General features: G+C 46.2%; 13 protein-coding genes. 11 read left to right on the forward strand and 2 right to left on the reverse strand.

The features are described from left to right. The first annotated feature begins 46 nt into the window (after positions 1–46). The 10 genes from C0033_RS15290 to C0033_RS27100 all read left to right on the forward strand — a co-directional run bounded on the left by C0033_RS15290 (position 47) and on the right by C0033_RS27100 (position 9,394). Positions 47–1,543, forward strand: coding sequence for a phosphate--AMP phosphotransferase (locus C0033_RS15290; protein ID WP_103228757.1), 1,497 nt, complete (start codon positions 47–49; stop codon positions 1,541–1,543). A gap of 17 nt (positions 1,544–1,560) precedes the next feature. Further along, positions 1,561–2,034 carry a YbaK/EbsC family protein gene (locus tag C0033_RS15295; RefSeq protein WP_103228758.1) on the forward strand — a complete coding sequence of 158 codons (474 nt, stop codon included), beginning with the start codon at positions 1,561–1,563 and terminating at the stop codon, positions 2,032–2,034. Between the two features lie 40 nt (positions 2,035–2,074). Then, positions 2,075–2,593 (forward strand): nitroreductase family protein, encoded by a 519-nt coding sequence (locus C0033_RS15300; RefSeq protein WP_103228759.1) that lies wholly within the window; start codon positions 2,075–2,077, stop codon positions 2,591–2,593. A gap of 191 nt (positions 2,594–2,784) precedes the next feature. Next, entirely contained in the window at positions 2,785–3,735 is a 951-nt protein-coding gene (locus tag C0033_RS15305) for an L-lactate dehydrogenase (protein ID WP_103228760.1), read from the forward strand. 119 nt (positions 3,736–3,854) lie between these two features. After that, positions 3,855–4,508: a (p)ppGpp synthetase gene (locus C0033_RS15310; protein ID WP_242984514.1), complete on the forward strand. Its 654-nt coding sequence runs from the start codon at positions 3,855–3,857 to the stop codon at positions 4,506–4,508. Between the two features lie 121 nt (positions 4,509–4,629). Further along, complete coding sequence (locus C0033_RS15315; protein ID WP_103228761.1) at positions 4,630–5,115, forward strand: DUF6465 family protein; 486 nt, start codon at positions 4,630–4,632, stop codon at positions 5,113–5,115. A 195-nt stretch (positions 5,116–5,310) separates the two neighbouring features. Beyond that, positions 5,311–6,969 carry a SulP family inorganic anion transporter gene (locus C0033_RS15320; protein WP_103228762.1) on the forward strand — a complete coding sequence of 553 codons (1,659 nt, stop codon included), beginning with the start codon at positions 5,311–5,313 and terminating at the stop codon, positions 6,967–6,969. Positions 6,970–7,360: 391 nt separating this feature from the next. Next, positions 7,361–7,756 carry a hypothetical protein gene (locus C0033_RS15325; protein WP_103228763.1) on the forward strand — a complete coding sequence of 132 codons (396 nt, stop codon included), beginning with the start codon at positions 7,361–7,363 and terminating at the stop codon, positions 7,754–7,756. Positions 7,757–7,842: 86 nt separating this feature from the next. Beyond that, positions 7,843–9,252, forward strand: a complete 1,410-nt coding sequence (locus C0033_RS15330; RefSeq protein ID WP_103228764.1) for an RsmF rRNA methyltransferase first C-terminal domain-containing protein — start codon at positions 7,843–7,845, stop codon at positions 9,250–9,252. 1 nt (position 9,253) lies between these two features. Continuing rightward, complete coding sequence (locus C0033_RS27100) at positions 9,254–9,394, forward strand: hypothetical protein (RefSeq protein WP_180994759.1); 141 nt, start codon at positions 9,254–9,256, stop codon at positions 9,392–9,394. Between the two features lie 405 nt (positions 9,395–9,799). On the opposite strand, the gene C0033_RS15335 is transcribed toward C0033_RS27100, so the two are convergent. Continuing rightward, positions 9,800–10,699 carry an RluA family pseudouridine synthase gene (locus C0033_RS15335; RefSeq protein WP_103228765.1) on the reverse strand — a complete coding sequence of 300 codons (900 nt, stop codon included), beginning with the start codon at positions 10,697–10,699 and terminating at the stop codon, positions 9,800–9,802. Positions 10,700–10,841: 142 nt separating this feature from the next. On the opposite strand from C0033_RS15335, the gene C0033_RS15340 reads away from it, so the two are divergent. Beyond that, positions 10,842–11,111: a U-box domain-containing protein 56 gene (locus tag C0033_RS15340; RefSeq protein ID WP_103228766.1), complete on the forward strand. Its 270-nt coding sequence runs from the start codon at positions 10,842–10,844 to the stop codon at positions 11,109–11,111. Positions 11,112–11,345: 234 nt separating this feature from the next. On the opposite strand, the gene C0033_RS15345 is transcribed toward C0033_RS15340, so the two are convergent. Continuing rightward, a complete protein-coding gene (locus C0033_RS15345; protein ID WP_103228767.1) occupies positions 11,346–12,590 on the reverse strand; it encodes a DNA polymerase IV in 1,245 nt (414 codons plus the stop codon). Positions 12,591–12,607 lie beyond the last annotated feature (17 nt).

A 12,607-nucleotide genomic window follows, 5' to 3' on the forward strand; every position in this document is an offset into this window, starting at 1 on the left:
ATTCGGGCGGAGTCAGGCCGAGAGTCTGAGATAGGAGGACTTGCTTATGTTGGAAAAAATTGATTTGACTAAAGATATGGGAAAACAGGAGGCAAAGGAACTTTTGAATGCATTGGATGTTGAATTGTCCAGGCTTCAGAGAGAGGCCAGAGCTCTTAATATTCCTGTTATGGTGATCTTTGAAGGCTGGGGAGCTGCGGGAAAGGGAACGTTAATCAACCGTTTGATTCAGCCTTTGGACCCAAGAGGATTCAAGGTATTTACCATTCAAAAACCGACAGAAGATGAGACGATGCATCCATTTCTATGGAGATTCTGGACAAAGACGCCGGCCAAGGGAAGAATCCACATCTTTGACAGAAGCTGGTACGATAAGGTGCTGCGGGAGAGAATCGATTCAGGCGTTCATGAGAAGGAAAAAGGGGATGCCTATCAGGATATTGTTTCGTTTGAGGAGACGCTGTCTCTTGACGGAACGCTGATTATCAAGTTTTTCCTGCATATATCTAAAAAAGAGCAGAAAAAGAGATTTGAAAAACTGGAAGAATCTCCGGAAACCAGATGGCGTGTGACGAAAGAGGACTGGAAACACCATAAACAGTATGATGAATATCTGAAAGCCTATGACGATATGCTGGAAAAAACGGACACCGATTTCGCTCCATGGACCATCATAGAGGCTACGGACCGGGAATACGCGGCGGTAAAGATCTTAACCTGCGTGGCCGACCGCTTGAAAGAGACAATCGCACAGCGAAGCAAAGAGACGGCAGCTGATAAGCCGCAGGTTTCAGACCAGACGGAGAGCACCGCCCAGATGAGAACCTCCGTGCTCAGTCAGGTGAATCTGGATAAATGCTACGAGAAAGAGGAATATAAAAAACGGCTGAAATCTCTGCAGAAACGCCTGGAGATACTGCACAGTGAAATCTATAAAAAGAGAATTCCCGTGGTTCTGGCCTTCGAAGGCTGGGATGCAGGCGGAAAGGGCGGCGCCATCAAGCGTTTGACGGAGAAGATGGACCCGAGAGGCTATGAAGTGATTCCAACCGCTTCTCCCAATGATATTGAAAAAGCCCATCATTACCTTTGGAGATTCTGGCGTGCGATGCCGAAAGACGGTCATGTGGCCATCTTTGACCGGACCTGGTACGGGCGCGTGATGGTGGAGCGGATCGAGGGATTCTGCAGCACCCAGGAGTGGAAGCGGGCATATAAGGAGATCAATGAGATGGAAGCCCAGCTGGCCAATTCCGGCGCAGTAATCATTAAATTCTGGATGCAGATCGATAAAGACGAACAGGAAAAACGCTTCCACGAGCGGATGGACAACCCGGAGAAAAACTGGAAGATCACAGAAGAGGACTGGAGAAACAGGGAGAAATGGGACCAGTATGAAGTGGCTGTGGATGAGATGCTGATCCGCACCTCAACGGCTTGTGCTCCATGGATTGTTGTGGAAGGAAATTGTAAATACTACGCCAGAATAAAGGTGCTGGAAACCTTTGTGGAGGCTTTAGAAAAACGGTTAAAGGAACAGTAGGAAGAAGGACGAACATCATGTCACTGGATAAAGTAAAGGCATATTTTAAAGAAGCAGGAATAGAATCTAAAGTGATCGAGCTGGAGGAATCCAGCGCCACCGTGGAACTGGCGGCCCGCGCGCTTCACTGCGAGCCGGCCAGAATCGCAAAAACCCTGTCATTTCATGTGGATGACAGGGTGGTTCTGGTGGTGACGGCCGGAGACGCCAAAATCGATAATAAAAAATACAAAGAGGAGTTTGGCCAGAAAGCGAAGATGCTGTCGGTGGATGAGGCGGAGCCGCTGATCGGCCATGCCGTAGGAGGCGTCTGCCCGTTCGCAGTCAACGATGGGGTAGAGGTTTATCTGGATCAGTCTATGAAGCGGTTTGACGTGGTATATCCTGCCGCAGGAAGCGCTAACAGCGCGATTGGTTTGACAATACCGGAGCTGGAGATCTATTCCAAGAACAGAAAATGGGTGGATGTCTGCAAAGGATGGGACGAGTAAAATTATCATATAGCCGTAAAACGGCAGAATGGAGGTTGCCATGAATCAGGTGATGGAGAACATTTTAACCAGAAGGAGTATCAGGGCATTTAAGGATGAAAAACTGCCTAAAGAAGATCTTGAAGAGATCGTAAAAGCAGGTCTTTATGCGCCCAGCGCCATGAACCGCCAGTCCTGGAAATTTACTGTAGTTACAAACGGTGAATTGATTCAGCGTTTAGCGGAGGCGATTCGGGAAGAATTGGGAAGAGAGGGGTATGATCTGTATAAACCGGCCGCTCTTGTGATTCCTTCCAACAGTGTAAAGAACCGCTGGGGACGGGATGACGATGCCTGCGCCCTTGAAAATGTATTTCTTGCCGCGCATTCCATGGGCATCGGTTCCGTCTGGATTAACCAGCTGCATGGTATTTGCGACCAGCCTAAGATCAGAGCTCTTTTAGATGAGATGGAGATTCCGGAGGACCATGTTGTCTATGGAATGGCGGCTCTTGGCTATGCGGTTGAAGAGGATAAAAAAGACGTGGTAAAAACTGGCCAGGTACATTACATAGACTGATCCGGTGATTGAAGTGAAAAACAGCTGGTTGACAGAATGGAAAAGATTCGTCAATCCGGCTGTTTTTTTGCTGTAAAAGCTCAATTTTTAATTAATAGTAATGATTATCAATATTATTATTGAAATATTTTCCATTTTCTGTTATAGTTTGACTGTAGAGAAAAACAGTGATCAGAATGGAGGTTTTGTTTATGATAAATGTTAGAAAAGCAGCAATTGTGGGATGTGGATTTGTTGGAACGTCCATCGCATTTTCCCTGCTGGAGAAAGGGATTTTTTCAGAATTAGTTTTAATTGACGTAAACCATAAAAAAGCGGAGGGGGAAGCCATGGATTTGAGTCATGGGCTTCCGTTTACCAAACCTATGGAGATTTATGCGGGCACCTATGACGATGTGGAAGACTGTTCCATGATCATTATCACGGCGGGCGCGAATCAAAAGCCGGGAGAGACAAGACTGGATCTGGTAAACAGAAATGTGGACATTTACAAAGGCATTATTCCGCAGATCAGCAGCAGAAATAAGGAGGCCATCCTGTTAATCGTTTCTAACCCGGTTGATATTATGACTTATGTGGCATTGAAGCTGTCCGGATATCCGTCAAACCGGGTGATCGGTTCCGGGACGGTGCTGGATACGGCCCGTCTTAAATATCTGCTGAGCCGTCATCTGGACGTGGACAGCAGAAGTGTGCATGCATTCATTATCGGCGAACACGGGGACAGTGAGCTGGCTGTGTGGAGTTCGGCCAATGTATCGGGAATTAATTTGAACCATTTTTGTGAGCTTCGGGGACATTTCAACCACATGGAGGCCATGGAGCAGATTTACCAGAATGTGAGAGACAGCGCTTATGAGATTATCGAAAGGAAGGGAGCGACTTATTATGGAGTTGCCATGGCTGTCAGCAGGATCGTGGAGAGCATTGTGAGGAATGAGCATTCCATACTGCCCATTTCCGTGTATTTAGACGGCTTATACGGCCTTCACGATATCTGCCTTAGCATTCCTACCATCGTGGGGATAGAAGGGGCCGAAACGCCGCTTGACATCCCTCTGGATCTGGTGGAAGAAAGTAAGCTGCTGTATTCCGCCTCGGAACTGAAAAATGTTATCGAAAAATTGTCTTTAGACAGCTGATTATCACATAAAAGACACAACTTTTTTCTATTCTTATAGGGTAAGGGCGTCCGGGCTTTTATTAACAAACCGCCTGACGCCCTTAATTCAGACTGGAAGAACGGAAAGAAGGAGGGTCCATGGTCAGTACCAATACGGCAAAAGGAATTTCAGATAAGGAATATATGGAACTGATTCACCCATATAATGATGCGATGAGAAATATATCGGCACGTCTTGACACGCTGGTTTCCGATTATAAATATACGTTTCAGAGTGAACCGGTTCACCATATTCAGAAGCGGATTAAATCAAAGGAAAGCATTCAGGATAAGCTGAAACGGCGAAGTCTGGAAGTGGACTATCTGACGGCGAAAGAGAATTTGCTGGATATCGCCGGAATCCGGGTGATCTGTTATTTTGTCCAGGATGTCTACCGGATCGCCGGACTTTTGAAGAGACAAAAAGATTTAGAAGTTATAAAAGAAGCCGATTATATTAAAGAACCAAAGGTAAACGGCTACCGCAGCTATCATATCGTTTTCGGCGTTCCCATTTACCACGTGATGAATATGGAATATTTCCCTGTGGAGGTCCAGATCAGAACGATGACAATGGACCTCTGGGCCAGCATGGAACACCGCGTCTGCTATAAAAAAGATGTGGGAATTTACGAAGAAAGAAACCGGGCATTTTTAAAATATGCCCGTCAGCTTCAGGCGTTGGAAGATGAACTGGAACAAAATGCCAGGGAAAAATGGCTGGATGAAACTTTCACTTTAGTTGACAAATGATATTTTTCGTTTTATAATTCCATAAAGTTAATATTTTGCAAAAAATTTTACACCTGTGTGACTAGATCATTGTGACAACCGTAAAATGGCAACAATTTTTAACCATGAGGAGGATAAGATTATGGCAGCCAAAGCAACAGAGAAGAAAGTAGAAGTGAAAGCGGTGGATACAAAAGCAGCAGTGAAACCGGCCGCAGCAGAAGTAAAATCCGCAGCGAAACCGGTTGAAAAAGCGGCAGAAGTAAAACCCGCAGCAAAACCTGTTGAAAAAGCAGCAGAAGTGAAAGCAGCACCAGCAGAAAAGAAAAAGGCAGCTCCGGCTGCGGCTAAGAAAGCTCCTGCTAAAAAAGCGGAACCAGCACCTAAGAAGGAAGCTGTGAAAAAGGCACCTGCTAAAAAGGCAGAGCCTAAAGCATCCGTATTTATCGAATACGATGGAAACAAAATGGCGGCTAAGGATATCTTGGCAGCTGCTGAGAAGGATTTCGCAGGCAAGAACAAAGGTGTTGCAATCGAGACGATAGAGATCTATGTACAGCCGGAAAAGAACGTTGCATATTATGTAGTAAACGGCGACGGTTCACCTGATTTCAAGGTAAATCTGTAATTTATACCGGATACAAGGACATTTTTTACATCGGATACCAATGCATTTTTGAAAAAGCCTTAGGGTTTGAAGTTAAACTTCAATTCCTAAGGCTTTTTTTTCGTACAATCCCCAAAATAGTTGCGGAAGCAATTCACCGTAGTATATAATTATTTTGTTAAAATCTAAAAATTTTCCGGGGGGAAAAGAAAACGTATGAATGAGTTCAAACCAAAGATAATGACCTGTATGAAAGGGTATTGTGTACAGCAGTTGACAAAGGATGTGATTTCCGGCATAATTGTGGCGGTCATCGCATTTCCGTTGTCGATAGCCTTAGCGATTGCATCCGGCTTGAGCCCGGAAAAAGGGCTTTATACTGCTATTATAGGCGGATTTCTGGTATCCGCTTTGGGCGGAAGCAGAGTGAATATAGGCGGAGCCACTGCGGCCACGGTAATGACCGTATTCACCATAGTGGAAGAATTCGGCTTGTCCGGGCTGGCTGCGGCCACAATTATGGCCGGAATATTTTTAATTCTTATGGGGTTTTTAAGAGCCGGAATGCTGCTTAAATACATACCCCGAACCATTACCCTTGGTTTCACAGCAGGGATTGCCATGGGTATTTTCTCAGGACAGTTAAAAGGGTTTTTGGGGCTGGAGATGGGGGAGATACCGGTCAAGGTGATCGATAAATTTATAGCATATGCATCTGTAATCCGTACGGTGAATCCGACGGCTTTATGCACCGGCCTTTTGGCGATGGCCATTTTGATCGTACTGCCTCAGTTTCTGCCTAAGGTTCCGGAATTTCTTGCTGCAATACTGATAACAACTCCGCTGGTTCAGTTTCTCCATTTGGACGTGGCGACGATCAAAAGCGTATATGGGGAACTGCCTTCCCATTTTCCTGAATTCACGGTTCCTTCCATTAACTTTGACATGATTCAGGCGCTGATTCCTTCGGCTGTTACGTTAGCTATTCTCATCGCGATTGTCACATTACTGGCCTGTGTGGTCACCGACGGCCTGCTGGGAGAACGGCACAATTCCAACCAGGAATTGATTGCGCAGGGAATTGCCAATATTTTCTGTGGATTTTTCGGCGCCGTGCCTGTGGCCGGAGCGGTGGCAAGAGCCTCTAACAGCGTGAAAAACGGCGGCAGGACGCCGGTGGCCGGCATGGTTCACAGTTTTGTGGTGCTGCTGATTCTTTTGCTGTTAATGCCACTGGCAGGATACATACCGATCCCGGTTTTATCTGCCATATTGATTAAGGTGGCATATAATATGAGCGGCTGGCGTGACTTTTTATATTTATTCAAACATGCGCCAAAATCCGACAATGCAGTGCTGATCGGTACATTTTTATCCGGCATTCTGGTGGACCTGCTGTTTGCGGTGGAGATGGGAGTTTTAATATCAGCAGTTTTATTTATGCGCAGAATGTCTGAGGTAACCAAGGTCAGGGAATGGGAATATCTGAATGAAGAGGAAGATGGAGATCCATCCCCCGATCTGGAAAGCCTGAGCCTGAAAAAGGTGCCCAGGCATACGATGGTGTTTGAGATTGAAGGGCCTGTTTTCTTTGCAACAATAGACGATTTTATGAACATAACAGCCGGAAAAACTACAAAGGTTGTGATTCTGCGTATGAGAAGCGTTCCTTCTATCGATATCACAGCTATACATAATATGGAAAAACTTTTGGAACGGTGCGGAAAAAAGAAAATTACGCTTTTACTGTCTCATGTCAACGAGTATCCCTATTCCGTGATGAAAAGAGCCGGTTTTGTGGAGAAACTGGGCGAGGAAAATTTCTGTTCTAATATTGATGCAGCCCTGAAGAAAGCGGAAGGGCTGGTTTCCTGATAATTACTATAGGACATCTTATATCCCTGTGCGTGGAAAAATCTCTGTGCGCAGGGATTTATAATATATTGTACCGGCTCTGATATTTTGGGGGAAGGAACTGTTGGGAAAATGACAGAACAAAATGACAGAACAAAATGACAGAACAAAATGTCAGCCATGGAGTCTTCCTTAATTGTGCATCCTGACAGGTTATGAAGTGATTTCGTCCGGATGCCTGATGAAACATATTAAAATCGTGAATAAATTAGCAGGAATATTGGAAAAATATACATTTACTAACGGGAGCCTGTGTGATAGGATATAGTAAATTTAGCAGTCGGATTGGATGGACGGTCATCATTGGCTGTCCTTTTTATGTATCCGGCGTCATTTGCAGGAGGTGGAGGATATGAAAAAATCGCAAACGTTGTTTGGTTTTATGATGATGGTTGGTTTTGGATGTGTATTTATGTCTAAAACGGGTAAAGAGCCTGTTCTCTGCATTAAAAACGGCGATACCGGAGACACTTATGTGAAAACGCCGGTAAAAAAAGGGGATATCCTATATTTTGGCAGAAGCGGCCAGGTGGAAGAGGAAGAAAAAAGCGAATGCTGCAGGGTTGGAAGAGCGAATAAACTGATCGTGGGAGAAGAAAAACAGGTTGTCGCTGAGTATACCTGGTACAATTCCAAAGATGAGCAGCAGGAGATCAGTTTAAATGACAAAATTTTAGCAGTACCGGGGGATCTTCCCAATGATGCCAAACTGGTGGCGGCGGTTGAACTGAGAGCCAGTTATGAATAGATATTCAATCAGGTTTCAGTTGACCTCACTCGGGAGATCTGATAAACTTATTCATAAATATGAATGAGATAATGGAGTAGTCAGCGATGGATTTACCGATTGCATTTCAAGATAAGATGAAATTATTGTTAAAAGATGAATACGAAGCCTTTGCACAAAGCTATGAAAAAGAGCGGGTGCAGGGGCTTCGTTTTAATACGCTGAAAGCCGGTATTGAGGATGCATCGGCAGAGGCAGGGAAACTGTTTCAGTTAAAAAAGATTCCGTGGGTAAAAGAAGGCTATTACTACGGGCCGGAGGACCGCCCGGGCAGACATGCATATCATGAGGCCGGAGTCTATTATATCCAGGAACCCAGCGCCATGGCTGTGGTGGAGCTTTTAGACCCCAAACCGGGAGACCGGGTTTTAGACCTGTGTGCGGCTCCCGGAGGAAAGACTACGCACATCGGGGAGCGGCTGGGCGGAACGGGATTTCTGCTGAGCAATGAGATCCATCCGGCCAGAGCTAAAATCCTGTCTCAGAATGTGGAGCGCATGGGAATTGCAAATGCTGTTGTCACAAATGAAGATTCGGAAAAGCTGTCCCGTGTTTTCCCGTCTTTTTTTGATAAAATTGTGGTGGATGCTCCCTGTTCCGGGGAAGGCATGTTCCGCAAAGACGAGGACGCCAGAAGCCAGTGGAGCCCGGACCATGTGATCATGTGTGCAGACCGCCAAAGCGGAATTCTCCATAACGCAGCGCTTATGCTGAAGCCTGGCGGTCGTCTGGTCTATTCCACCTGTACCTTTTCGCCGGAAGAAAATGAAGGAACCATCCAGAAGTTCCTGGATTCTCATCCGGAGTTTTCCATCGAACAAGTGGATGGATACAAAGGATTTGAACCCGGACAGCCCCGGTGGACCGATGGCGGAAGCGCCCTTTTATCCAAAACATTCCGGATCTGGCCTCACAAACTGGAAGGAGAAGGTCACTATCTGGCAGTCCTTAAAAAATCAGACCAGTCGGACTTCTTTTGTAAAAAGGTCACAAACCCGGCTTATGTTAGAGATAAAATCACGTTAAAAGAATATCAAACTTTCTGCCGGGAGACGCTTACAGACCCCAGCTTCGCCGACAGAAAAGAAGTGGTTTTATTTGGAGACCAGCTCTACCTTATCCCGCCGGAAATGCCGGAATTTAAAGGCCTAAAAGTGGTGCGCCCAGGCCTTCACATGGGAACCCTTAAAAAGAACCGCTTCGAACCGTCTCATGCCCTGGCTCTCAGCCTGAATAAAAACCAGGCAAATCAGTGGTACAGCCTGGATTCCAATTCAGAAGCGATGGCGCAGTATTTAAGGGGCGAAGTCCTCCGCACCGACGAAACCAGGCCCTCCTGCCTGGATGCACCATCCAAAGGCTGGGTTCTCATGCTGGCAGATGAATATTCAATCGGCTGGGCCAAAATGGTAGGCAACACACTCAAAAATCATTACCCGAAGGGATTGCGAAGGTAGATTGTTATTTAACGGGGGTGGCGGGAGGGTACGCCCGGAATCGGGAGGCGGAGCCGGAAGCCAAAGGTCGGAGGGGCCGTCCGGGCCGGGGAAGGAAGATGCAGCCAGATCGGATTCGGGATTCGCCCCTAAGAACTACTAAGACCCGTAAGAACAGAACGAGGCAGGCCAGCGCCATTCGCAGTGAACTCTTTATGACTTCGCTGCTCAGCGGCGCTTTAGAACCTGACACCGAAATCAGGTTCTACCTGCCTCGTTCTGTTCTTACGGGTCTAAGTAGTTCTAAAGGGGTTCCATACGATCCGATCTGTCTGCATCTTCCTTCCCCGGCCCGGACGGCCCCTCCAACCTTCGTCTCCCGGTTCCGCCTCCCGATTCCGGGCTGGTTTTCGCTGGCCTGGTTAAAAACAATAGATGTGCTTAGGTAGTTGTATAGAACCGCATTTACATAGATCTTCAAGGGATTTTCAGAAATGCCTTCACGGTTGATGTAAAAACTTCCTTCCCCTGCCCGCCTGGGTTTCCCCTTCTTTCCGGCGTATCTTAGTTAACTAAAAAGATTTAGCACATCCTTCATATCTTTGGGAAGTGGGGCTTGAAAGAGAAGGTGGGTTTTGGTTATGGGGTGGGGGAATTTCAGGCAGTATGAGTGGAGCGCCTGGCGTTTTATTAAATGGTAATCCGGATTGTAGAGGAAGTCCCCTAAAAGCGGATGACCGATATATTTCATATGGACTCTTATCTGGTGCGTGCGTCCGGTTTCCAGGTGAAGGCGCAAAAGAGTGCAGTCGTGATCTTTATGATAGAATACGGGCCAGTAATGGGTGCGGGCAAATTCACCTGCTTCAAAGTTGACACAACGTTCGATGGTAGAACCGTCTACCCGCGCGATCGGTGCGGTAACTATGCCTTTTTCGCAGATCTGTCCTTGTGCAATGGCCAGATATTCCCTGTGAATCAGGCGTTCTTTTACCATAGAAGAAAGAATGGCTGCGCTCAGCATATGTTTGGCAATGATTAAGAGTCCGGTAGTATCCCGGTCCAGCCTGTTGATGGCCCGGTAGACAAAATCTTCCCCTTTTTGAGCAAAATGATAAGCTACCGCATTGGCCAGCGTATTATCGTAATTACCTTGAGAGGGATGAATCGGCATATTGGCCGCTTTATTCACCACCAGAATATCTTCATCTTCATATACGATATCTAAGGGCAGACAAACCGGAACGATCTGTTTCGAGGTTTCATTTTCCAGCAGCTTGACAACCAGTTCTTCTCCTTCCTTCAGCCGGTGTGTTGTATAGATTAAATTTCCCCCGATTGTAAGCCCCATTTCAGTTTTTCGCAAATGTATGATGATATTTTTTGAATATCCGTTTTTCCTTAAAAAGCCTTCTACCGTCAGGCCATTTGCCATAGAATCGATCTTGTAATTAATTATTTTTTCCATGCTAAAGATTTTAACATGGCGTTTCATAATTGACAAGAAAATAAACACATGTCATAATCCAAGGGAACAGGCATAGACGCCGGAAGGCTGTGCGGCCGCCCGGAGATGGCCGATGAGTAAAAAAGACAGGAGGAATTGATTCATGAACGAAGAATTGTATGAATTACTGGAAACAGAATTTTTGAAATACCGGATTGATGAAGAAGTGGAAGACGTGCTTTTGACACTTGCAGAGTCCTTGGCCGACACGGCGAAAATAGGCCAGGAAACCAGCTATTCCGAACAGATCGGCTCAGCCAGATTGACTGTATACGGTACTCTTGAAGAATCCGAAGATGAAGACCCTGCCGTTTTCATCCGCTCTCTGAAAATTAACGACTCCGAATACGAAATCAACGATTACCTTCTCTAAATCTAAATATGACGGTTATTTACTTATCATTCTATAAATACCACTCTATAAGAAAATGAGCGCGTGATTCAGCGGCGGGAAACGAACGATCCTTTTATTTCCCTTCGTTGAATCACTCGCTCATTTAGGTCTTATGTCATTTCTCTAATATTTTCCTGTTGAGGAAAGCGGGATGGTTCGTCCCCTCCTTCTGCGTATGCAAGCTTTTGCCAAGTACCAATTCATTCTTACCCATTAATTCTTTAAATGCTTGGCTTTACTGGCCGCATGATCCACGATGGAGTCCTTTTGGAGAAAACTGGCCCGCTTAATGATATCGGTTCCGAACTTGCTGCGGAGCTGGTCCACGGTCTTTTCCAGATCCTTCATTTTTCTGGACTGTTCCGTTTCAAAAAGGCTTAGCTGGCAATAGCTGTCATCATTGATTTTAGTGGCGCGGACGCCCATCAGGCGGACCGGGGTGCGGTCCCAGAATTCTTTTAACAGCTGGCAGGAACTGCGGTAAAGATCCTGAGTGGAGTCGGTGGGAGTATTTAAAGTCATTTGATGAGACTGGGTTTTGAATTCCCAGTCTTTTAATTCCACGCAGACACAACTGCACAGCACATGATCGGCTCTCAGCCTGGCTCCCACAGTTTCACACAAAGAGAGCAGCACCTGGTTGGCCGTTTCAAAGTCCGATACATCCCGGGACAGAGTGATGCTGTTGCCGTAACCTTTATTGACCGGTTCCTTAGGGGCTACGGGATCGTCATCGATTCCATTGGCATACTGGTGGATCAAAATTGCGTATTTTTCGCCTAAAAGGTTTTTTAATAGATTGACGTCATAGCGGGCCAGTTCTCCGATGGTGTGGATACCGATGCTTTCCATCTTACGCTGCGCGGCCCCGCCCACGAAAAATAATTCTCGGATAGTCAGCGGCCACATCTTTTGGGGAACTTCATCGGCGAACAGGGTGTGGCAGAGATCCGGCTTTTCAAAATCCGAGGCCATCTTTGCTAAAAGCTTATTAGGGGCGATGCCGATGTTTACCGTAAATCCCAGCTCGTCTTTAATCCGCTCCCGGATCCGGTTGGCGGTTTCCACCGGCTCTCCAAACAGATGGATGGTTTCCGTCATGTCTAAAAATGCCTCGTCAATGCTGAATTTCTCGATATCAGGCGTATATTCTTCCAAAAGATGAATTAATTTCTTCGAATAGGCGGTATACAATTCAAAATGAGAGGGAACCACGAGAAGCTGGGGACACTTTTTCAGCGCTTGTGCCAGCGGTTCCCCGGTGGTTATACCATATTTTTTCGCAGGAGTGGATTTGGCCAGTACAATGCCATGGCGTTTCGAAGCGTCTCCGCCAACGGCAGAGGGAATCAGCCGTAGATCTAAGGCCTCAGGATCTATGGAAAGCCGGTGGACGGATTCCCAGCTTAAAAAGGCGGAATTTACATCAATATGAAAGATTAAACGGCTCTGTTCCAAATCATCACCTCCTGATA

This window comes from Clostridium sp. chh4-2 (assembly GCF_002899675.1).
Classification (GTDB): domain Bacteria; phylum Bacillota; class Clostridia; order Lachnospirales; family Lachnospiraceae; genus CHH4-2.